This is a genomic window from Pseudarcicella hirudinis (assembly GCF_900115665.1).
Taxonomy (GTDB): Bacteria; Bacteroidota; Bacteroidia; order Cytophagales; family Spirosomataceae; genus Pseudarcicella; species Pseudarcicella hirudinis.
The window spans coordinates 341,837-364,248 of the sequence record NZ_FOXH01000004.1 but is presented as its reverse complement, the minus strand read 5'-3'; the positions used below and the strand labels follow the sequence as shown (position 1 = coordinate 364,248).

At 39.2% G+C, this 22,412-nt stretch carries 15 protein-coding genes; 8 read left to right on the top strand and 7 right to left on the bottom strand.

The window, feature by feature from the left end; genetic code table 11:
* Positions 1-47 precede the first annotated feature (47 nt).
* Entirely contained in the window at positions 48-1,775 is a 1,728-nt protein-coding gene (locus BM179_RS09680) for a RagB/SusD family nutrient uptake outer membrane protein (RefSeq protein ID WP_092015926.1), read from the top strand.
* Between the two features lie 78 nt (positions 1,776-1,853).
* Here the strand turns inward: BM179_RS09680 and pepT are convergent, their stop codons facing one another.
* Complete coding sequence (gene pepT / locus BM179_RS09675) at positions 1,854-3,104, bottom strand: peptidase T (protein WP_092015923.1); 1,251 nt, start codon at positions 3,102-3,104, stop codon at positions 1,854-1,856.
* A gap of 409 nt (positions 3,105-3,513) precedes the next feature.
* On the opposite strand from pepT, the gene BM179_RS09670 reads away from it, so the two are divergent.
* Together BM179_RS09670 and BM179_RS09665 are read left to right on the top strand one after the other, a co-directional pair.
* The gene (locus tag BM179_RS09670; RefSeq protein WP_092015920.1) at positions 3,514-4,788 is read left to right on the top strand and encodes a citrate synthase; all 1,275 of its coding nucleotides are present in this window, start codon (positions 3,514-3,516) and stop codon (positions 4,786-4,788) included.
* Positions 4,789-5,167: 379 nt separating this feature from the next.
* The gene (locus BM179_RS09665) at positions 5,168-6,028 is read left to right on the top strand and encodes a septal ring lytic transglycosylase RlpA family protein (RefSeq protein ID WP_092015917.1); all 861 of its coding nucleotides are present in this window, start codon (positions 5,168-5,170) and stop codon (positions 6,026-6,028) included.
* A 1-nt stretch (position 6,029) separates the two neighbouring features.
* On the opposite strand, the gene BM179_RS09660 is transcribed toward BM179_RS09665, so the two are convergent.
* The 4 genes from BM179_RS09660 to BM179_RS09645 form a co-directional block, all read right to left on the bottom strand.
* Positions 6,030-7,964 carry an OmpA family protein gene (locus BM179_RS09660; RefSeq protein WP_092015914.1) on the bottom strand — a complete coding sequence of 645 codons (1,935 nt, stop codon included), beginning with the start codon at positions 7,962-7,964 and terminating at the stop codon, positions 6,030-6,032.
* 143 nt (positions 7,965-8,107) lie between these two features.
* The gene (locus tag BM179_RS09655; protein ID WP_374754575.1) at positions 8,108-8,734 is read right to left on the bottom strand and encodes a 7-carboxy-7-deazaguanine synthase QueE; all 627 of its coding nucleotides are present in this window, start codon (positions 8,732-8,734) and stop codon (positions 8,108-8,110) included.
* Between the two features lie 199 nt (positions 8,735-8,933).
* A complete protein-coding gene (locus tag BM179_RS09650; protein ID WP_092015912.1) occupies positions 8,934-10,625 on the bottom strand; it encodes a GAF domain-containing hybrid sensor histidine kinase/response regulator in 1,692 nt (563 codons plus the stop codon).
* Positions 10,626-10,910: 285 nt separating this feature from the next.
* Positions 10,911-13,184: an NADP-dependent malic enzyme gene (locus BM179_RS09645; protein ID WP_092015908.1), complete on the bottom strand. Its 2,274-nt coding sequence runs from the start codon at positions 13,182-13,184 to the stop codon at positions 10,911-10,913.
* Between the two features lie 527 nt (positions 13,185-13,711).
* Between BM179_RS09645 and trxB the strand changes: the two genes are divergently transcribed.
* The 3 genes from trxB to bshB1 all read left to right on the top strand — a co-directional run bounded on the left by trxB (position 13,712) and on the right by bshB1 (position 16,819).
* The gene (gene trxB / locus BM179_RS09640) at positions 13,712-14,650 is read left to right on the top strand and encodes a thioredoxin-disulfide reductase (protein WP_092015905.1); all 939 of its coding nucleotides are present in this window, start codon (positions 13,712-13,714) and stop codon (positions 14,648-14,650) included.
* A 70-nt stretch (positions 14,651-14,720) separates the two neighbouring features.
* Entirely contained in the window at positions 14,721-15,827 is a 1,107-nt protein-coding gene (locus BM179_RS09635) for a peptidoglycan DD-metalloendopeptidase family protein (RefSeq protein WP_092015902.1), read from the top strand.
* 272 nt (positions 15,828-16,099) lie between these two features.
* Positions 16,100-16,819: a bacillithiol biosynthesis deacetylase BshB1 gene (bshB1, locus tag BM179_RS09630; RefSeq protein WP_092016199.1), complete on the top strand. Its 720-nt coding sequence runs from the start codon at positions 16,100-16,102 to the stop codon at positions 16,817-16,819.
* A gap of 62 nt (positions 16,820-16,881) precedes the next feature.
* Here bshB1 and pdxH read toward each other — a convergent pair whose 3' ends face one another.
* On the bottom strand, positions 16,882-17,526 hold the full coding sequence (gene pdxH / locus BM179_RS09625; RefSeq protein ID WP_092015900.1) for a pyridoxamine 5'-phosphate oxidase: 645 nt from the start codon (positions 17,524-17,526) through the stop codon (positions 16,882-16,884).
* A gap of 206 nt (positions 17,527-17,732) precedes the next feature.
* Between pdxH and polA the strand changes: the two genes are divergently transcribed.
* Complete coding sequence (gene polA / locus BM179_RS09620) at positions 17,733-20,588, top strand: DNA polymerase I (protein WP_092015897.1); 2,856 nt, start codon at positions 17,733-17,735, stop codon at positions 20,586-20,588.
* Positions 20,589-20,844: 256 nt separating this feature from the next.
* Positions 20,845-21,432: an OmpW family outer membrane protein gene (locus BM179_RS09615; RefSeq protein WP_092015894.1), complete on the top strand. Its 588-nt coding sequence runs from the start codon at positions 20,845-20,847 to the stop codon at positions 21,430-21,432.
* A 72-nt stretch (positions 21,433-21,504) separates the two neighbouring features.
* On the opposite strand, the gene BM179_RS09610 is transcribed toward BM179_RS09615, so the two are convergent.
* Positions 21,505-22,374 carry a carbon-nitrogen hydrolase gene (locus BM179_RS09610; protein ID WP_092015891.1) on the bottom strand — a complete coding sequence of 290 codons (870 nt, stop codon included), beginning with the start codon at positions 22,372-22,374 and terminating at the stop codon, positions 21,505-21,507.
* Between the last annotated feature and the right edge of the window lie 38 nt (positions 22,375-22,412).

Below are 22,412 nucleotides of genomic sequence, written 5' to 3'. Positions count from 1 at the left end.
CAATCAGTTAAGCTCATTCATTATTCACAAATTAAATATTTTAAAAAATGAAAAAGATTCTCATTATAACTTCAATACTCATCGGAGGACTGGCAACATCCTGTAAAGATGATTTTTTGGATGTACAACCCAAAGCAGCCTTGCCAACCAGTTTCTTTCAGAATAAATCAGGTGTAAATTTATTACTAACAGGAGCCTATTCTTTGTTAGATGGCTGGGCAACCGGAGGTGGTTCATTCCGATCTTACCAAAGTTCAAGCGATAACTGGGTTTATGGTTCTGTGGCAGCTGATGATGCCTATAAAGGAACAAACGCAGGTGACCAGCCTGCAATTTCACTGATAGAGAGTACACAGATTTTTTCAGATAATGTTTATTTCTGGGGTAAATGGAGATCGGTGTACGATGGTATCGCCAGAAGTAATGATGCTTTACAGGCACTTGCCGCAGCAAAAGATGTTTCAGATGCAGAACGGAAAATTTTCGAAGCAGAAGCCCGCTTTCTGAGAGGACATTATCATTTTGAGGTAAAGAAGATGTTTAATAATGTACCTTATATTGATGATAAAACGTACAGTTCAACGGATCTGGAAAGCACAAAGGTTCCTAATACTGCAGATATCTGGGATAAAATTCTGGCTGATTTACAGTTTGCCTATGATAACCTTCCTGCTAAACAGGCCCAGGTAGGACGTGCCAATAAATGGTCTGCTGCTGCCATGCTGGCAAAAGCCTATCTTTTCCAGGGAAAATATGCTCCGGCTAAAACTTTGCTCGAAGCAATTGTTGCCAGTGGAAATTATGCGTTGGTTGACAAATATTCTGACAATTTCAGAGCTACTACCAACAATAATAAAGAGTCTGTTTTTGAAGTAGAATTTTCTGTAAATGACGGAGCACCAAATGGTGAAAACGGGAACATCGGAGCTACTTTGAACTATCCTTATGGCGGGGGAGGGGTAACTACCTGCTGTGGTTTTTTCCAGCCTTCTCAGAATCTGGTAAACGCCTTCAAAACAGATGCAAACGGTCTGCCTTTGCTCGATACTTTTAATAATGAAGATGTTACAAACGATCAGGGACTTGAAGTAAAAGATCCGTTTACGCCTTATAAAGGTAGTTTGGATCCGCGTTTGGACTGGACAGTAGGCAGAAGAGGTATTCCTTTCCTTGACTGGGGAATACATACCGGGAAAGATTATGTTCGTGATCAGGCTTATGCGGGCCCTTATTCTCCTAAAAAACACCTGATGTACAAATCAGATATCGGAACCAATACTTTTTCAGGGAACGTTCGTTTGAATGCCAACAACTATCGTATGATTCGTTATTCACATATTTTATTATGGTTAGCAGAATGTGAAGCTGAAGTCGGAACACTTGAAAACGCCCGTAAATATGTGAATATGATTCGCAAGAGAGCTGCCAATCCGGATGGTTTTGTGAAAAATCCTGATGGTACAGCTGCTGCAAACTATGTTATTAAGGAATATTCAACTCCCTGGTCAGACAAAGACGCAGCCCGTAAAGCGATTCGTTTTGAAGAACGTCTGGAATTTGGTATGGAAGGACATCGCCGATTCGATTTGGTTCGCTGGGGAATAGCTGCTGAAACATTAAATGCATATTATACAGTAGAAAAAACCAAAAGAGCATATCTGGCTCCTGCAAACTTTATTAAAGGGAAACATGAGTACTTCCCGATTCCTTTGCAGGAAATACAGTACAGTCAGAAAAATGGTCAGCCAACTCTTACTCAGAATCCCGGATATTAACCGATCATTCAAAAAAATAATAAACCCTCTCTTTCCGAAAAGAGAGGGTTTTTATCTTAATAGCACCGGAGTCTGAAACTAAGCATTTTCTTCCCAGATCTGGCATAAATGAACAATAGTTTCTGTAGCTTTTTCCATATCCTGTACAGAAACCCATTCGTGCTTTCCATGAAAAGCATGTTCTCCTGCAAAAATATTCGGACATGGCAGCCCCATAAAAGAAAGTCTTGAACCATCTGTTCCTCCTCTGATGCTCATTTGTCTGGCTTCAATCCCGGCTCTTTGAATCGCTTCCATTGCATAAGCTGTCACCTGAGGATAACCATCCAGTATTTCTTTCATATTTCTGTATTGCTCCCAGACTTTCAATTCAGCTTTCGAATTAGGATACAGAGAAAGTACTTCCGACATGATTTTTTCCAAAAGGCTTTCGTGATTCTTTAACCCGCTTTCTGTAAAATCCCTGATAATGAATTCAATAGAGGCCGTCTCGACTGCACCTGAAATACCAACCGGATGGATAAATCCCTCTTTTTCTTCCGTAGTTTCAGGAGAAAGGGTGTGTTTGGGTAAATTACTGATGATTTCAGCAGCAATTTTTAAGGCACTTTCCATTCTGCCTTTGGCGAATCCGGGGTGCTGGCTGACTCCTGTAATTGATATTCTTGCCCCATCAGCAGAGAATGTTTCATCTTCCAGAGAACCCAGCGTTTCTCCATCAATCGTATAACCGAATGAAGCACCTAATTTTTCAAGGTCAACTTTGGCTGTTCCTCTTCCGATTTCCTCATCAGGAGTAAATAGTATTTTAATTGTACCGTGTTTGATTTCAGGATTTGCCACCAGGTGGTAAATAGCATCCATAATTTCGGCAACCCCGGCCTTATTATCGGCACCCAGTAATGTTTTTCCACTAGCGGTAATAATATCATTACCCAACTGATGTGCCAGATCTGGATGCTCAGAAAGCCTGATAATCTGTTCATTATCGTCAGGAAGGACCAGATCCTGACCCTGGTAGTTTTTATGAATGACAGGTTTTACCCCTTCTCCTGAGCAATCCGGAGAAGTGTCAACATGAGAGCAGAAGCAAATGACAGGTATATCTTTATCGGAATTGGCAGGAATTGTCGCATAAACATAGCCATATTCATCCAGATGGGCATCTTTCAGGCCTATTTCCAATAATTCTTTAACCAGCAGTCTGCTTAAATTTTTTTGTTTTTCAGTAGAAGGCTGTGACTCAGATTCCGGATCAGACTGAGTGTCGATCTGGACATATTCTAAAAAACGTTTTGTGGAGGTATTCTTATAATTAAGTAAAGACATGTCTGGAATGGTAGTTATTTGATGAACTATGATTAATATCTGAGGGTTCTACTTCCGGTTATCGTTAAATTTTTAAAAAAGATAGTTATACTAATTTGGTAAAATGTTGACTTATTTAAAGAAAAACTTGAGTTAAATAAATTTATTTACCAAGTTCTGACAAAGGTAACCAACGTTTCAAATTTCATCACTAACTTAGCGAAACAATAAATGGCGAGAGATGTTTTAAAGAATATATTGTGCTTTTTCCTAAGGAATAGTTTGATAAAAAGTTTGTTGTATATTAAATGACCAAATTAAAAGTTTATCAAAATGAAAGGAACGAGTAACTTTGATTTTTTTCAAGTAATTTCGTATCAACAAAATAAACAATCACAAAAACAAGGTTAAGCCGAAGAAAATATAGATTATGTCAGATTTTGCAGAACTCACGTTTGATGGTAAACAGTATAAGTTTCCGGTAATTACCGGAACAGAAAACGAAAAAGCGATAGATATTGCCAAACTCCGTGACGAGACAGGGTATATCACAATCGACTCAGGTTACAAAAACACCGGTGCTACAAAAAGTGCCATAACGTTTTTAGACGGAGAAGAAGGAATCTTACGCTATAGAGGTTATTCTATTGAAGAATTGGCAGAGAAAGCTTCATTTCTTGAAGTGGCTTACTTGTTGATTTACGGAGAGTTACCAACTTCAGAACAATATGCTGCATTTGAAGATGATATCAAAATGCATACAATTGTTAATGAAGATATGCGTAAAATCTTCGAAGGATTTCCGGTAAATGCCCATCCGATGGGAGTTTTATCAGCTTTGGTTTGCGCAATGTCTGCCTTCTATACCGGTGAAAAAGCAGGTTCTGATGATCTTAATATCATTCGCTTATTGGCAAAAATGCCTTCTATGGCAACCTGGTCATATAAAAAATCTCAGGGTCATCCGGTAAATTATCCGAATAATTCATTGGATTACTGCTCTAACTTCCTCAATATGATGTTTGCTCTTCCTGTAGCAGCATATCAGGTTGATCCGGTTGTTTCAGCGGCCTTAAATAAATTATTGATTCTTCATGCTGACCACGAACAAAACTGTTCAACTTCAACAGTTCGTTTGGTTGGTTCTTCTCAGGCCAGTCTTTATGCTTCTATTTCAGCAGGTATAAATGCACTTTCAGGACCTCTGCATGGTGGTGCAAACCAGGAAGTTATCGAAATGCTTGAAGATATTAAAGCTGATGGCGGTGATACCGACAAGTACATTGCTATGGCAAAAGATAAAAATTCAGGCTTCCGTTTGATGGGCTTTGGTCACCGTGTTTATAAAAACTTTGACCCGCGTGCCAGAATCATCAAAAAAGCAGCTGATGACGTATTATCTAAATTAGGAGTGAATGATCCGGTTCTTGAAATTGCCAAGAAATTAGAGGAAGCAGCTCTTAATGATGAATATTTCGTGGCACGTAAACTTTATCCGAATGTGGATTTCTATTCAGGAATTATCTACCGCGCCTTAGGTATTCCGACTAATATGTTTACAGTAATGTTTGCAATTGGTCGTCTTCCGGGCTGGATTGCCCAATGGAAAGAAATGCGTGCTAACAAAGAGCCTATCGGTCGTCCTCGTCAGGTGTATGTTGGCGCTACTGCCAGAGAATATGTGGACGTCGCAAATCGTAAATAAGTATGACAAATGTCATAATCAGAAAATATAATTGAATATTTTTTGTAAAATATAGTAATTTTCAAAGAGCAGGTGCTTGATTCTCGATCAAAGCACCTACTTTTGTTATTAGCAGGTTTGAGAGGGTGACTATTTATTTTATGATTGCTCATTGCATTTCAGTTTTTCCCATTCTTTAGAAAAATAGATGAGAGGGAAATAATAATAATAGAAAATACCACGTTTTAAATTTTCCTGGTTTTATAAATTGAAGACTTTCCGGAGATTTCATTTTTACCAGTATTCTTTGATCAAACCATAAATGATGTAAGCGGATTCGCAAGAGTAAATGATATGTTGCTCATTTACAATAAAATCCGATACATATAGCTGATAATTCATGAAGATATTCAAAACATTCAGTTGGGTCGTGCCTTTTTTATTACTGACACTCCCGACGATGGCGCAGATTGGAGAAGAATTCTATGGAAAAGCTTCATATTACGCCGATTACCTGCATGGTAAAGTGACTTCAAATGGTGAACGTTATCAAAAAGATTGTTACACCGCCGCCCACCTCGATTTACCCTTCAATACTTTTCTGGAAGTAACAAATACCGAAACTGGTAAAATGACTATTGTTAAAGTCAATGACAGAGGTCCATTTGTGGCTGACAGAATGATTGACCTTTCTTATGCGGCTGCCAGAGATATTGATTTGCTTCAAAGTGGAATCGCTTCTGTAAAAATCAAAATTATCGGTATGGATAATCCTGCATACACCATTCCAAATTATACCGCAAGCCAGAAAGGAGAGTTTAACCTTGAATTTAAGCAATATGCTCCTGTAAAAGTGGTTATGAAGGAAGGAAGAGTTTTGGTGGTGGAAGAAAAAGAAAAATCTGATTCATTGATTGCGGATGTGACCAAAGCGCCTGAGGCATCAAAAGAGGAAAGTATTAAACATCATTTTGTCAAATTGACCATGGATAAAGATGGCAGAATGAGATTAGATTCAACAGATATACCTGATGCTGAAACTAAATTTTCTCCGGTTGCTGAAAACACATCAAAAGATAAAGTGTCAGAAAATCAACAGGTTAAAGAAGTGGGAGCTTCAGCTGTTTCTTCCGAAAATATTCATAAAAGTATCCGGTCTTCCGGAAAAGAACCGGATTCAGGTCAGACTTTTGTGAAAATATATAAAGAGAATGAAGGAAGAGTACGTGCTGATTCTACGGTGCTTAACAAGCCGAGATAGTTCAGAAAAATTTAATTTCAATTCTACGGTTTAATTTTCGATTTTCTTCCGAAGTATTTTCTGCAATAGGGCGGGATTTCCCATATCCTTCGATCTTAATTTTTGCAATATTTACGCCATTTTTGGCAAGATAATCTACGACAGACTGGGCTCTTTTTTTCGAAAGAGCCAGATTATCAGCTTCTTTACCAACGTCATCTGTATGCCCCGAAATTTCCACCGAAATACTGGAGTTTGCTTTTAACAGCTTGATGAGTTTATCTAATTCAGAGACAGACTCGGGTTTTATATCCCATTTTCCTGAATCAAAAAAGATATTATTCAGAACCTCATGCGCATTTTTCTGGATAGGCTCAAGCTGGATGTCCAGAATTTTGTCTTTTGCATTTTGCTGGGAAAAATCAAAATTCAGACTTTTGAAGAAATAACCTGCTTTGCTGACAAATACCCCATATTCTCCGCCATTTGTAAGAACAGAAATATAATTTCCACTTTGAGGATCAGAGCTGAATTTTCCGATTAACTCATTGGTTTTGAGGTTTATGAGCTCAATGTCAGCCTTTATCTTCTGTTTGGTTAAGGCATCCGAAACATTTCCCTTCAGATAAAAAGTTCTTTTAAACTTATTCTGTAAAACTTCCGGTAAATCAATTTCAACAAGTTTCGCAGCTCTTCGTTTATTGTTCTGCTCTTTTTCTACCGAGTAATAGCCTTTTTTGCCATCAGCAGTAATGAATAACGCTACCTGATCTTCATGTGTATTGATCGGATATCCAAGATTCTCAGGTTTTTTCCAGGTATCTGTCCCTAAGTTTTCCGAGAAATACAGATCCAGACCTCCCATTCCAATATGCCCTTCTGAGGAAAAGAAGAGTGTTTTTCCATTGGCATGAATAAAAGGAGAAAGGTCATCTTCATAAGTATTGATTATGTTTCCCAGGTTTTTAGCTTTACTCCATTGCCCTGTGGAGTCAGATTTACTTACCCAGATATCTCTTTTTCCCAATCCGCCCTGGCGATCCGATACAAAATATAAGGTTCTTCCGTCTGCGGAGAGAGAAGGTTGTGAATCCCATTCCGGGGAATTGATATTTGAGCCTAAATTCTGTGGATTAGACCATTCTGTCCCTTGTTTAAATGAAATAAATAAGTCACAGGAACCAAAACTTTTGCGGCCGTTGCAGGACGTGAATACAAGAATTCTGCCATCAGCAGAGATACTTGCAGTGCCTTCGTTCTGGGTGGAATTAATTTTATCTGAAAGTGATTGGGGAGCAGACCAGTTTCCTTCTTTAAAATCTGAAATGTATAAATTCTCATCTCCCGTTTCAGGATCTTGTCCGGTATAGATCAGCTTTTCACGGTCAGCGGTCAGTGCCGGGAAATACTGGGATTTAAATGCATTAATCTGATCAGGAAGCTCAACCGGATTAATTACCAGAGGCGTTTTCAATGTTTCCAATGCAAATTTGCAATTATCCAGACGAAGCTGATAACGTTTAGCATTTGAGGCAGTTACAGAGGGTTTCCCTCTTTCAAGATTAACCAGCGCACTTTCATATTCTCCTTTTTTAAGATATAAAAGCCCGACTTGCTGTGAAGCCATTTCTTTAACGGAGGAGTTTTCTTTGGCATTGATAGCTTTTTCGTAGTTCAGGATAGCATTACCAAACTGGCGGGACTGTTCATAAAGTTTACCCAGTTGAAAATAGGGTTCTGCAAAAAGGTCATCTTTTTCAATGGCTTCTTCAAATTCAGAAAAAGCCTCATCAATTTTACGGTTTTGTAAAGCAGAAAGCCCTTTTTCATAAGCGGCAACAGCCTTCTTATTGGAAGAAGAAAGAACAGTCTGTGCTTTTAATGTCTGAGAAGTAAAAAATACGGTAGAAAGAATGAAAAAGCCTCTGATAAAATATGCAGGAACTCTGGAATGCATAGTTTTGGGGTTTAATGGATTGATAATCTTATGATTAAATTATCTTTTCATGTTGTCTGACAAAACGGATTTATAAAATTTATGCAAAATTCCCTGAAATCCACAGAGAAACAGAAACATCTCAATCCACTAAACACCAGCTATTAAGGAATATTCATAAACTTATGAACTTGTAACGAAATTCTCCAGGCAGGATTGTGCTTGATGTATTCAATTATCTGAGGCAGCATTACCTCCTGGCGACCCCATTCAGGTTGCAGATAAAGGATGCAGTTTTCCGAAACTTTTTCGGCAAAAGACTCCGCCCATTCAAAATCGCTTTGATTATAAACAATAACCTTCAACTCATGAGCCTTCCGGAAAATATCAGGATTAGGAGATTTGAATTTTTTCGGTGAAAAGCAAATCCAGTCCCAATCTCCACTCACAGTTTCACATACACCGGAAGTTTCAATATTCGTCTGAATACCAGCCTGATGCAGCGCTTTTGTAAGCTCATCTAAATTATGCATTAAGGGTTCGCCTCCGGTTACAACGGCCAGGCGTCCTTCGTGCTGAGCTGCTTCTGCGACGATTTGCTCTATAGAAAAATGAGGATGGGCATTTATGTCCCATGATTCTTTCACATCACACCAATGGCAACCAACATCACAACCGCCCAATCGAATAAAGTAGGCTGCTTTTCCCTGATGAAAACCTTCCCCTTGAAGGGTATAAAAGGCTTCCATTACCGGAAGAGTTTGCGTTGGAGATTCTTTTAACATTTCCATTTACACTGTTCTTAGTTTGAAATTTATGCAAAATTACTTCTTCCCTGAGAATTTCAGGCAACTAATCTTCATTTTCAGGTAAATGAGGTTGGAGAGGAATATTAAAATTAACCCGGCGCAGGCTTGTCAAAGGGAATAAACGGTACTGTATCTGTTTCTGATTGAAGGGTAAAACAGATACAAGACCGGGGAATATGTATCAGGAAACAGATGTTTTTACCAGATATTTCGATAAAACCCTTAAAAGGTCTTTGTCGGTATGTGGTTTCGGAAGGCTGTCGTTCATACCTGCCCTGACAACTTCTTCAGAGGTTTCCCTGGTGTTATCCGCAGAAGTGGCAATAATCGGAATATCCGGAGAAAACTTCCTGATTTCAGCACAAAGCTCAAAACCACTCATCTCCGGCATTTGGAGATCCAGTAATAAAAGATCGTACTTTTCAGATTTTGCAGATTCAAGTGCATCAATCGGAGAAATGAATTTCGAAACGATAATACCCTTTTTTGTAAGATTATGTGAGATCAGTTTCAGGTTGATTTCATTATCATCAACTGCAAGTACTTTAAAACCAGTGAAATCTTTTGGAGCCTCAGGTTCGGCTTTTGGTGCTTTTTTTATGCCTTTTTTGAAGGTCAGATCAAAAGAGAAAATAGACCCGGTTCCCAGTTCGCTTGTAACTCTCAAATCACTTTTAAACAGAGATAATAACTTCTTGGTAATTGTCAGTCCCAATCCGGTACCACCAAATTTACGGGTTGTTTTATTGGACGCCTGGGAGAATTCCTCAAAAATCCTGGAAAGAGCCTCTTTTTCGATACCAATCCCAGTGTCTGAAATCTGAAAAGAAACAGTATTAAATCCGGCACTGTTTTCTATCAGAATAGCTTTGATAGCAATTTCACCGTTTTGAGTGAATTTTACAGCATTTGAAACCAGGTTATTGATAATCTGCACCAATCTGGTAGGATCTCCCAATAAATCCGGTTTAATCCCGGGGTCAATCATTGCGGTAATCACATTTCCTCTTTCCTGCGCTTTTTGGAGATTGATTGTAATGATATTTTCAATTAAATTATGAATATCCAGCTGAATCTCTTCAAGATCAACTTTCCCGGCTTCGATTTTACTGAAATCAAGAATGTCGTTGAGAATAGACAGGAGCGTTTCTCCGGTAAATTTCAAAACTTTGAGTGGTTGTTCCTGATCCGGCCTTGGAGATTCTTCCAGTAATAACTGAATGTTTCCGAGAATAGCATGAAGCGGTGTTCTGATTTCATGGCTCATCATGGAAAGAAAGATGGATTTGGCCTTCAGCGCTTCTTCCAGATTGGATTTTGCCAACACTAATTCTTCATTCTTTTTCTCAAGAGTATTCCTGATTTGCTGAAGATTAAGCGCTTTTTTACGAAGCTCAAGCTGACTCATAACCTGATTTGCCAGTGCTTTCAGCGCGATGACCTGTTCTTCGGTAAGATTCTTCGGTTTACTGTCAATTACACATAAAGTACCAAAGGGAAATCCGTCTGAATTGACAAGGGGAATACCTGCATAGAAAATAACATAAGGCGCTCCGGTTGTCAGGGGATTATCAAAAAAACGCTCATCTTTTGTGGCATCCGGAATGATAAAAGACTCCTCAGGCGTAATAATGGCGTGTGCACAAAAGGAAACCTCTCTGGGAGTTTCACGGGTATTTAAGCCAAAAGAAGACTTAAACCACTGCCTTTTTTCATCTATTAAACTAACCAGAGAGATAGGTGTCTGACAGATCTCGGAGGCAATTTTGGTAATATCATCAAAATCCTTCTCAGGAAGGGTATCCAGAATGCTATAATCCTTTAAAACATTTAATCTCTCTACTTCATTACTCGGTAAGATCGGGAGTTTCATATATATGCCAGCAACTAGTGTTGTTAATAATTCAGACTTTAAAAGTAAAAGAGTTTTGAACAGAATCTGATAACTAAATTACGTAAAATGCCTTTGAAAGGGCAAGAGCATTACCGGTAATTTTTCATAAATTAATACCTGGGATTTTACGAATTTATTACAGATTTTCAGAACAAATATTATGCCTTTTTGTGAACGATGAATGCTTCCGGATTATTTTTTGAAAGATTGCATAAAAAAAGGACGACTTTCCTTAAAAAGCCGTCCTTTTAGTAGATTTACTTACTATTTTGTTTGTGCTTCCACTACGGCAATAGCTACCATATTAACAATTTCGCGAACCGCAGAACCTAATTGAAGTACATGAACCGGCTTCCTTAAACCTAACAGAATCGGTCCGATATATTCAATGTCTCCGGTTTCTTTCAAAAGGTTATAGGCAATGTTTGCAGAAGAAAGGTTCGGGAAAATAAGGGTATTTGCTCCTTCTTCCGCCAGTTTTGAGAATGGATAATTCTCTCTTACCAGATCCATATCAAATGCAAGGTGCGCCTGCATCTCACCTTCAACAATCATTTCAGGATGCTTTTTCTGCAAAATGGCTGTAGCTTCCCGCATTTTTATAGCATCTTCTCCATCAGCAGTACCAAAGTTGGAATACGTTAGCATGGCAATGCGCGGCTTGATATTGAAAGTCTCAACCGCTCTGGCAGTAAGTTCTGTAATTTCAACAATTTCCTCAACAGTCGGATTAAAGTTGACCGTCGTATCAGAGAAGAATAAAGGGCCTTTTTTGGTAAGAAGAATGTACATACCTGATACTTTCTTCACACCTTCTTCACGACCGATGATCTGTAAAGCCGGACGAATGGCATCCGGATAATTTCTGGTAAGACCTGAAATTACGCAATCGGCATCTCCGGTTTCGACCATCATGGCAGCGAAATAATTCCTTACCTGCATCTGCTTATGCGCTTCGTAATTATTGTAACCTTTTCGTTTACGCTTGCCAAAGAAAATGTCACCATAATGTTTCAGACGTTCTGCCGTTTCAGGAGCACGGGTATCGATGATTTCAACATCCCTCAGATCGAGATTATTCTGACTGATGATAGAATGAATCTTTTCTTCATTCCCAAGAAGAATCGGGATGGCAAAACCCTCATCCACTACTTCCTGCACGGCTTTTAAGACTTTCAGGTTTTCAGCATCGGCAAAAACTACACGTTTAGGATTACGTTTCGCACGTTTGATGACAAATTTCATTAATGAATTGTCGAGACCTAAGCGTTTTGATAAATTTTGCTCATATTCATCCCAGTTGGTGATAGGAGCCTGGGCAATTCCTGATTCCATTGCTGCCCTCGCTACCGCAGGGGCTACTGTTGTGATTAAGCGTGGATCTACCGGTTTGGGAATGATATAATTTCTTCCAAAACTCAGGTTTTTCTCATTATAGGCAAGGTTTACGATATCCGGAACCGGTTTTTTCGCTAATTCAGCAAGGGCTTTCGCCGCTGCCATTTTCATATTTTCATCAATTTCTGTGGCTCTGACATCAAGTGCCCCACGGAAAATGTATGGAAATCCTAATACATTATTAACCTGATTGGGATAATCAGAACGACCTGTTGCCATGATAATGTCTTCTCTGGCAGCTACGGCATCTTCATAAGAAATTTCAGGTGTCGGATTAGCCATGGCGAATACTACCGCATCGCAGGCCATAGAACGGATCATATCCTGCGATACAATGTTACCCACCGATAGCCCTAGAAATACATCAGCACCAGCCATAGCATCAGCCAGTGAGTGAATGCCTTCCTGTTCAGTAGCAAACTGCTGAACATATTTATTCAGATCATTACGTTTCTTGGAGATGAGGCCATCTTTGTCGAACATTAACATGTTTTCGACTTTTGCTCCTAAAAGCAAGTACAATTTGGCACAGGATAAAGCCGCAGCTCCAGCTCCGGAGATTACAAATTTGCAATCCTCAATATTCTTGTTAACTAATTCTAAAGCGTTCAGTAAAGCTGCGCCGGAAATGATGGCCGTCCCGTGCTGGTCGTCATGCATAATCGGGATATTCAGTTCTTTTCTGAGACGTTGTTCAATTTCAAAGCATTCCGGCGATTTGATGTCTTCCAGATTGACCCCTCCGAAGGTTGGTTCAAGAATTTTAACAGTTCTGATTAATTCTTCCGGATCTTCAGTATTTAATTCAATATCGAAAACATCGATATCTGCAAAGATTTTGAATAAAACCCCTTTACCTTCCATAACAGGTTTACTGGCTTCAGCTCCGATATTACCCAGTCCTAAAACGGCAGTTCCGTTGGAAATTACAGCGACAAGATTTCCTTTGGCAGTATATTTATATACATTCTCGTTATTTGCGGCAATTTCTAAACATGGTTCGGCAACACCAGGAGAGTATGCTAGGGAAAGGTCTCTTTGAGTAGCAGTTTCTTTGGTTGGGATAACTTCAATTTTGCCGGGGCGGCCTTTGCTGTGATAATCTAAAGCGTCTTGTTTTCTGATCGAGATTTGGCTCATGGAATTTGTTTCAGGGATTTAATGAAAATAGCCAAAGCAAAGGGTCAGAGATCCTTGATTCTATTGACCATTCTGCGAATATTATCTATTAATTACCTGTAATTGTTGATGAAATACGGGCTAAAATTACTCTATTGTTTTGGAAAAATCTACTTTTTATAACCCTAAAAAATAATTCACTTTTTCTTTTTTGTTGATAATCAGTGATTTGACTTTGATAAACTTTTTGATAAAAAAATATAAAAGACTATCCGCCTTTCACCTGTCAGATGAGAATGTGGAAAGAGCGTTTAACCGGAACCTCGATAAGGCATATCTTGGAAAAATACCAGATTGATTCAGACACCAGGTTTTTCTGAAAAAAATATGCGGGGTAAATGCCCTTATTTAATGATTTCAGGGAAGTTTAATGGGTTATTTGTCTTTCTGGTAATATTCTGCAATTTTTGTAGTTAATTTTTTGTTCTACTTCTGAACCTCAGAAAAGATTCAGTTACATTCAGTAATTTATACAGTTAAACATTAAAATGGCAAACCATATTAAGTGCCTAATTATAGGCTCAGGACCGGCGGGTTATACCGCCGCAATTTATGCAGCAAGAGCAGGTATGAACCCGGTAATGTACATGGGAGGTCAACCTGGAGGACAATTAACCACTACAACTGAAGTTGATAATTTCCCTGGTTATCCAAAAGGAATTGATGGCCCGGCTATGATGCAGGATCTTGAAAATCAGGCCCGTAGATTCGGAACAGATGTTCGGTTCGGAATGGCTACAAAAGTGGATTTTTCGGTTAGTCCCAAGAAAGTTTTCATCGACGATACACAAGAAATAGAAGCAGATACCGTTATTATTGCTACTGGTGCTTCGGCTAAGTGGCTTGGTCTGGAAGGAGAAAAGACATTCAATGGCTTAGGTGTTTCAGCCTGTGCCGTTTGTGATGGTTTCTTCTACCGTAATCAGGAAGTGGCTGTAGTAGGGGGAGGAGATACCGCTGCTGAAGAGGCAAGTTATCTGGCGAATTTATGTACGAAAGTACATTTGATCGTTCGTCGTGAAGAATTAAGAGCCTCTGTAATTATGCAGAAAAGAGTGCTTTCAAATCCTAAGATTGAAATACACTGGAATACAGAAACAGAGGAGATTTTGGGAGATACAACCGGCGTAAACGGTGCAAAGGTTAAAAATAATAAAACAGGAGAAGTAACGGTTCTTCCGGTAACAGGATTTTTTGTAGCAATTGGTCATAAACCTAATACTGATATATTCAAGGGTTTTCTTGACATGGATGAAGCAGGGTATCTTAAAACTGAAAAAGGATCAAGCCGTACCAATATTCCGGGTGTATTCGCCAGTGGTGATGCACAGGATAACGTTTATCGTCAGGCGATTACTGCTGCGGGTACAGGTTGTATGGCAGCTCTTGATGCTGAGCGTTGGCTGGCAGAACAGGAATTACATTAGTATAGTCAGTTTTCTGTTGATTGCTGATTGAAAGGATTTTACAGAAAACACTCCACTAACATTTTTCAATATGAATCATTTAAAGAATCTTTTATTCATTTTACTGTGTTTTCTTTCTTGCAGTGCTTTTGCTCAGGAAAAAGGGAATTTTAAAAAGAACCCCAAAATTGATGTAAAAAATAATACAGGACTGTATAAAGAGAAAGAAAAGAAAGAGGATCTGCTCGACGAGCTTCCAAAGTTGCAGTTCAGAAATGAATATGAGTCTGTTGAAAAACAAACTTCCACTCCCGGAAAATTTGAACCTGTCAAGGAAATAAACAATACGGTTAGTAATTTCGATACAACTTCTGTGGACGAAAGAAGCCCGATTGTTGTGGAAGTTGACGAGGAGATTCAGCCGGCCGGAAGTGATGATTTTGTTTCTGTGGCTTCTTATTTCTCTGTTTGGGATGCTAATAATATTGATCCCTACGGAATTGATGCCAAAGATTTTGATGATGTGGTGGATTTAGAGTTATATAACAAGGAAAATGGCAGATTCTGGGCAGGACCAACTAATCAGGGAGTACTGACTTCCAATTTTGGGCCGAGATGGGGAAGACTGCATGCCGGAGTTGATCTGGATGTTGAAACCGGAGACCCGATTTATTCTGCATTTGATGGTATCGTCCGGGTTGCAGGTTATAATGGAGGCGGATATGGTAATTTTATCGTGGTGCGTCATTATAACGGACTGGAAACATTGTATGGACACTTGTCTTATAAAGGTTTGGAATCAGGTGCTTATGTGAAAGCAGGTGATGAAATAGGAAAAGGAGGAAGCACCGGAAGAAGTACAGGTTCTCACCTGCACTTTGAAACACGTTATGAGGGAAACCCTTTTGATCCGAAGTTTATATTTACTTTTGCTCCAAACGCTACAGATATTCCGAGTGATCACTTTTTGCTTTCAGCAAGAGTTTTTGACAGAAACGGACTTTCTCTGAGAAACGAATATGGTGATGCCGGAAATAAAGTAAGAGTCCGCAGAACTGCCTGGACTAGAACTCACTCAGGTGATACTTTGTATTCAATTGCCAACAGAGCAGGAATTTCAGTAGAAAAACTAGCTAGACTGAATGGAATGAAGCTTTCTTCAACCTTAAGAGTAGGAAGACGCCTTCGGGTTCATTAGAAAATATCAGAATTAAAATGGAAAGGGATGAAATCTTAAAGGTTTTATCCCTTTTTTATGGATTAGATATCACTGTGTACTGTGTTTCACAGCACAGTTTTGGGTATCTGTTTAAGCTCTGTGAGTCACAGAGCTTGGTTAAAATCCATTAAAAATGGGATTAAAATGTGAAGTGATGAAATCTTAAGAGATTTATTTCTTTTTTTATAGATTGACGTACTTTTGTAAGTAACTGTAATCAGAAGGTTTTATAAAGTTGATTAAATAAAATGATGAAATTAGATATACTGGTAATGGCAGCTCATCCTGATGATGCGGAATTAGGCTGTTCTGGAACAATTTGTGCTGAAATTGCAAAAGGTAAAAAGGTTGGAATTCTGGATTTTACCAGAGGCGAATTAGGAACAAGAGGAACGCCTGAAATTCGTCTGGCGGAATCGGCAGAAGCAACTAAAATTCTTGGGGTTCATACACGGGAAAACCTTGGATTCCGGGATGGTTTTTTTGTAAATGATGAAGAACATCTGATGAAGATTATTAAAGTCATCAGAAGATACCAACCTGAAGTAGTGCTGGCAAATGCGATTGATGATCGGCATCCGGATCATGGGAAAGGCTCTGCTCTTGCAGTAGATGCCTGTTTTAAATCGGGGTTGAGAATGATTGAGACTTTTGAAGAGGACGGGACTTTGCAAGCAGCCTGGCGACCGAAAAATGTATTTCATTACATTCAGGACCGATACATTTCTCCGGATTTTATTGTAGATATCTCTGCTTTCTGGGATAAGAAAGAGGCTTCAATCAGAGCATTCAGGTCTCAGTTTTATGATCCATCCTCCAGCGAACCAAGTTCCTATTTAAGCAGCCCTGAATTTTTAGAATTTATTGAGTCCCGCTCAAGAGAATTCGGGCATGCAATTGGGGTGAAATATGGAGAAGGTTTTACCAGTTACAGAAAACTGGGCGTAAATTCTGTATTGGAATTTTTGTAGGATTTTGGAAAAAGAAGCGGGATTTATTGTCTTGCTTCTTTTTCCTTTCTCCCAAAACCTATTTAAGGAGAGAGCCTTTCAATTTTCCAAAGGTCATCTTTTTGTCGGGTATAAGCCACTCTGTCGTGCAGACGGGAAGGGCGCCCCTGCCAGAATTCAATGTACTCAGGTAAAAGCCTGTAACCTCCCCAATGCGGAGGTCTTGGAATTTCCTGTCCTTCAAATTTTGTAATAAGCTCTTTTTCTCTGTTTTGCAATACCTCACGGTTTTCGATAATCATACTTTGATTAGAAACCCATGCTCCGATCTGGCTTCCTCTGGGGCGAACCTTAAAATAGTCATCAGACTCCTTTACCGTAACTTTCTCAATAATACCTTCAATTCTTACTTGTCTTTCCAGTTCATTCCAGAAAAATGTAAGGCAGGCATTCGGATTTTCTGCCAGTTCTGTACCTTTCCGGCTTAAATAATTGGTAAAAAAGCTAAACCCGTTTTCATTCAGATCTTTAAGAAGAAGAATTCTGGAAGAAGGTTTATGGTCAGGTGAGACTGTTGAAAGTACGAAGGCATTGGGTTCCCGTAATTCACTTGAAACAGCTTCTTCAAACCATTTTTTGAATTGGTCAAACGGGCTTTTCAAAACATCAGAAACATCGAGAGAGCCTTTGGTATAATTTTCCCGGAGGGAGGATATATTGGTATTCATGATTTAAATGATGATATTACCTGCAAGTTAGCAGTTTAATAATTCTCAATAAATGATTTTACTTGCTTATGGAAGTGATGGAAGCTTTTAATAATTATCCATACAATATTAACCATCATTTTGATGATTTTATCAGAGTCCCATAAGTTTTTGGTAAATTTGAATGAAAATCTTAAAGATTCGGATATTTCTATTGATCTCAGTTTATGAAAAAATTATTCCTTCTGGATGCAATGGCTTTGATTTATCGGGCTCATTTCGCATTTGCCAAAACGCCAAGAATTACCTCAAAAGGCTTGAATACCAGTGCCGTATTTGGTTTTGCTAACACGTTACTGGAAGTATTGGCGAAAGAAAAACCTACGCATATCGGTGTGGCATTTGATACCCCGAAGCCAACTTTCCGACATGTTCAGTTTGAGGCTTATAAGGCTCAGCGACAGGAACAACCGGAGGATATTACTATTGCCATTCCTTATGTAAAACGTCTTTTAAAGGCGATGAATATTCCATTACTGATACTGGACGGATATGAAGCAGATGATGTTATCGGGACTATCGCTAAGCGTGCTGCCCGAGACCATGATGATATGGAAATATACATGATGACACCGGATAAAGACTATGGGCAATTGGTTGAAGAGCGCATCAAAATGTATAAACCTGCTTTCATGGGAAAAGGGGTCGAGGTAATGGGGCCTCAGGAGATTTGTGACCGCTGGGGGATCAAAGAGGTCGGACAGGTAATCGATATTCTGGGGCTCATGGGTGATGCTGTTGATAATATTCCGGGTATTCCGGGTATCGGAGAGAAAACAGCCCAAAAACTCATTGAGGAATACGGATCAGTTGAAAATCTGATTGCAAATGTAGATAAGCTGAAAGGCAAACAGAAAGAAAACGTACAGAATTTCGCCCAGCAGGGACTTTTGTCGAAAGAGCTGGCAACCATTTATTGCGAAGTTCCGGTACCTTTTGACGAAGAAGATCTTAAAATGTGTGATTCCAATAAAGAAGAACTTTCTGCGTTGCTTGACGAGCTGGAATTCCGGACTCTGAGAAAAAGATTATTGGGGGAAGAACCTGCCGGAACAACATCTGAGACAGTGGCAGCTCCTGCAACGAAACCTAAAGCAGCAGCGTCAAACGGGCAGATGGATTTGTTCGGAGGTTTGGTAGAAGAGAAAAAGCTGGCTCCTTCTGAAACGGATGATATAACTTTAGATTTTGAAACCAGAGCGCCTAAACTTGATATTCATACTTCTGTACACCAATACCATCTGGTAAATACGCCTGAACTGCGTCAAAGTCTGATCCACTTTTTGAGCTTACAGGACGAGATTTGTTTTGATACGGAAACTACGGCATTGGATGCTGTTGAAGCTGATTTGGTAGGTTTGGCTTTAGCCTATCAGCCCGGAGAAGCTTTCTACGTACCTTTTCCGGAAAACCGGGAGGAGGCACAGGCAATTATCGATGAATTTAAGCCGGTTTTTCAAAACGAAAAGATTACGAAGATCGCCCAGAATATTAAATATGACCTGATGGTCTTATCCCAATATGGGGTTGAAATAAAGGGTAAATTATATGACACAATGCTGGCGCATTATCTGATTGAACCGGAGAAACGCCATAATATGGATATTCTGGCCGAAACGTATTTAAATTATACTCCTGTTTCAATTGAGGAATTAATTGGAAAGAAAGGCTCGAAACAGGGTAATATGCGTGAGGTTGAGCTTGAAAAAATTAAGGAATATGCCTCAGAAGATGCTGATATTACTTTTCGTCTGAAGCCTATTCTTCATGAAATTCTGTCAAAAAATGAGAGTTCGGTTAAACTTCTCGAAGAGGTGGAAATGCCTCTTACTCAGGTGCTGGCAGATGTAGAAATGGAAGGGGTTCGTCTGGATACGGATTTTCTGAAATTGATGTCTAAAGAGTTGGAAAAAGACATGCTGGAAACACAAACCAGAATCTTTGAACTTGCCGGAGTAGAATTTAACATCAGTTCTCCAAAACAATTAGGTGAGATTTTATTCGAAAAACTTAAACTTGACCCTAAAGCCAAAAAGACTAAAACCGGACAGTATATGACGGGAGAAGAAATCCTGTCTAAACTGGAACATGAGCATGAAATTGCCAGAAAAATACTTGATTTCAGAGAGTTACAGAAATTAAAATCAACTTATGTAGATGCTTTGCCGCAGCTGATTTCACCAAGGACAGGAAGAATTCATACTTCTTTTATGCAGGCAGTTGCAGTGACAGGACGTTTGAGTAGCAAGGATCCTAACTTACAGAATATTCCGATCCGTACACCGAGAGGAAGAGAAATCAGGAAAGCTTTCATACCGAAAAATGATGATTTTGTGATTCTTTCTGCCGATTATTCCCAAATTGAATTAAGGATTATGGCGGCATTTGCCAAAGATGAATCAATGATTGAAGCTTTTAACCAGGGAAGAGATATTCACGCAACAACCGCAGCCAAAGTTTTTAACGTAAGTTTGGACCAGGTAACTTCTGATATGAGGAGAAAAGCAAAAACCGTGAATTTTGGAATCATTTATGGGGTATCAGCCTTCGGACTTGCGCAACAAATTGATATTTCAAGATCAGAAGCGAAAGAAATTATTGACAGCTACTGGAGAGAGTTTCCTGCTATCAAAAGATATATGTCTGAAGTAGTACTGAGTGCCAGGGAAAATGGTTTTGTAGAAACAATTCTGGGAAGAAGAAGATACCTTCGTGACATTAATTCCCAAAATATGACAGACCGCAATTTTGCGGAACGAAATGCTGTGAACGCACCGATTCAGGGTTCTGCTGCTGATATGATTAAGGTGGCGATGATAAAAGTGAATAATTTTATCAAAACCGAAAATCTGAAATCACGAATGATTCTTACGGTTCATGATGAATTGGTTTTTGATGCCTACAAGCCGGAATTAGAAATTTTGAAGGAAAAAGTCAATGAATTAATGATTAGTGCCATTGAATTTCCTGTAAAAATGGAAACAGGCATGGGGGTAGGTCTGAACTGGCTTGAAGCACATTAATAGTAGTCTGAATAAAGATTGAAAGAAAACAAAGTCCCCGGGTTTCAAAAAAACCTGGGGACTTTGCTTGTATTTCAACAGGAATTTATAAAATTGGAATGAAATTATCCTCAAAAAAATAGGATTTTCCTCATTATTCCACAAAAACCTGGGGAATTTTTACCCCGATGATCCATATAACCACATCGGAACAGTTTTTTAACCTGTTCTTCCAACTGCTAATAATTATAAAACTAAACTTAACAGAAGAATCATTATGAAAAAGAAGTTGTTAATTCTCCCGCTATTCATCGCAGCTATGTTTTTAGTTAATTTATCTGCTAAAGCGCAGTTTGCTTTAGGCATACATGGCTCCTATTTTGTTCCTGATGCTAAAGGCGCCGACGGCGTATTTGGTGGAGGTATTCACGGTAAAATCTTTGCAAGTCCTCAGTTTGCATTGGGTGTAGGACTGAAAGTAGTTGGCGAAGAGAATAAGGGAACAGGTTACAAAGTAACTAATTCAATTGTACCGGTTACAGCAATGGCAGAATACTATTTCTCAGATAGCGGTATTCGCCCATACATAGGTGCAGAGGCAGGCGTGTATTTCTCAAGCCTCAAATACGAAATAACAGGATTTGGAGAACAAACCTTTAAGCAGAATAACTTTGGCGCAGGACCTAAACTGGGTTTAGCTATTCCTATCGGAAATTTAGGAATTTTTGCCGAAGGAAGTTATACTTTTATCTTCGATAATAAAGATAACTCAGCCAATACCTCAGCTGGTAATATTGACTTCAAATCTTCGTCCAAATTCTTTATGGTCAACGCAGGTATCACAGTTGGCTTTGGCGGGAAGTAGTTTTTAAAAATAAGACAAACGAAGAAAGCCCTAAGATGTTTATTCTCCATCTCAGGGCTTTCTTTATGGCCTCTAATCAATATATCTTTTTAAAATACCATCATAACTGTCAATTCTCCGGTCTCTCAGATAAGGCCAGGTTGAGCGATAGTATTCTGTTTTATTCAGATCAATTTCCTGAACATGGACTTCTTCCTGGTCATGAGAACCCAGATACAGTAAACTGCCAAAAGGATTTGCCACAAAACTTCCTCCCCAGAACTGCTGATCAGCCTCTCGTCCGACGCGATTTACTGAAACTACATGTACGCCATTTGCCACGGCATGTGAGCGTTGAATAGTTTGCCAGGCATTGTATTGCTCACGATTCATATTCGGATCCGTTTCATTGGTGTCCCAACCGATCGCAGTAGGGTAGAAGAGTACTTCTGCTCCCATCAAAGCCGTGATTCTTGAAGCTTCCGGATACCATTGATCCCAGCATATCAGTACGCCGATTCTGGCAAATTTTGTCTCAAAAACCTTGTATCCCAGGTCCCCAGGAGTAAAATAGAATTTTTCGTAATAACCGGGATCATCAGGAATATGCATTTTACGGTACTTTCCTAAATAAGCACCATCTGCATCCAGAACGGCGGTAGTATTATGATACAAACCTGCTGCACGTTTTTCAAATAATGAGGCAATAATCACTACCCCAAGTTCTTTGGCAACGGCCGACAATGTTTCTGTTGAGGGGCCCGGAATAGCTTCTGCTAATTTGAAATTTTCATGGTCTTCTACATCACAGAAATAAAGAGAGGTGAACAACTCCTGTAAGCAAACGATATTAGCACCTTTTTCAGCCGCTTCACGAATCCCTTTTATGGCTTTCGTCATGTTCTCTTCTACATTGGCTGAACATGACATCTGGACAAGTCCGATATTTATTTTCATTATTATTTTATAATTTAAAAATCAGGATCATTAGCAATTTTATG

Excerpts from the sequence above, each read along its gene's own strand:
- BM179_RS09680 (WP_092015926.1), top strand. The coding sequence starts at position 48 with ATGAAAAAGATTCTCATTATAACTTCAATACTCATCGGAGGACTGGCA.
- pepT (WP_092015923.1), bottom strand. The coding sequence starts at position 3,104 with ATGTCTTTACTTAATTATAAGAATACCTCCACAAAACGTTTTTTAGAA.
- BM179_RS09670 (WP_092015920.1), top strand. The coding sequence starts at position 3,514 with ATGTCAGATTTTGCAGAACTCACGTTTGATGGTAAACAGTATAAGTTT.
- BM179_RS09665 (WP_092015917.1), top strand. The coding sequence starts at position 5,168 with ATGAAGATATTCAAAACATTCAGTTGGGTCGTGCCTTTTTTATTACTG.
- BM179_RS09660 (WP_092015914.1), bottom strand. The coding sequence starts at position 7,964 with ATGCATTCCAGAGTTCCTGCATATTTTATCAGAGGCTTTTTCATTCTT.
- BM179_RS09655 (WP_374754575.1), bottom strand. The coding sequence starts at position 8,734 with ATGGAAATGTTAAAAGAATCTCCAACGCAAACTCTTCCGGTAATGGAA.
- BM179_RS09650 (WP_092015912.1), bottom strand. The coding sequence starts at position 10,625 with ATGAAACTCCCGATCTTACCGAGTAATGAAGTAGAGAGATTAAATGTT.
- BM179_RS09645 (WP_092015908.1), bottom strand. The coding sequence starts at position 13,184 with ATGAGCCAAATCTCGATCAGAAAACAAGACGCTTTAGATTATCACAGC.
- trxB (WP_092015905.1), top strand. The coding sequence starts at position 13,712 with ATGGCAAACCATATTAAGTGCCTAATTATAGGCTCAGGACCGGCGGGT.
- BM179_RS09635 (WP_092015902.1), top strand. The coding sequence starts at position 14,721 with ATGAATCATTTAAAGAATCTTTTATTCATTTTACTGTGTTTTCTTTCT.
- bshB1 (WP_092016199.1), top strand. The coding sequence starts at position 16,100 with ATGAAATTAGATATACTGGTAATGGCAGCTCATCCTGATGATGCGGAA.
- pdxH (WP_092015900.1), bottom strand. The coding sequence starts at position 17,526 with ATGAATACCAATATATCCTCCCTCCGGGAAAATTATACCAAAGGCTCT.
- polA (WP_092015897.1), top strand. The coding sequence starts at position 17,733 with ATGAAAAAATTATTCCTTCTGGATGCAATGGCTTTGATTTATCGGGCT.
- BM179_RS09615 (WP_092015894.1), top strand. The coding sequence starts at position 20,845 with ATGAAAAAGAAGTTGTTAATTCTCCCGCTATTCATCGCAGCTATGTTT.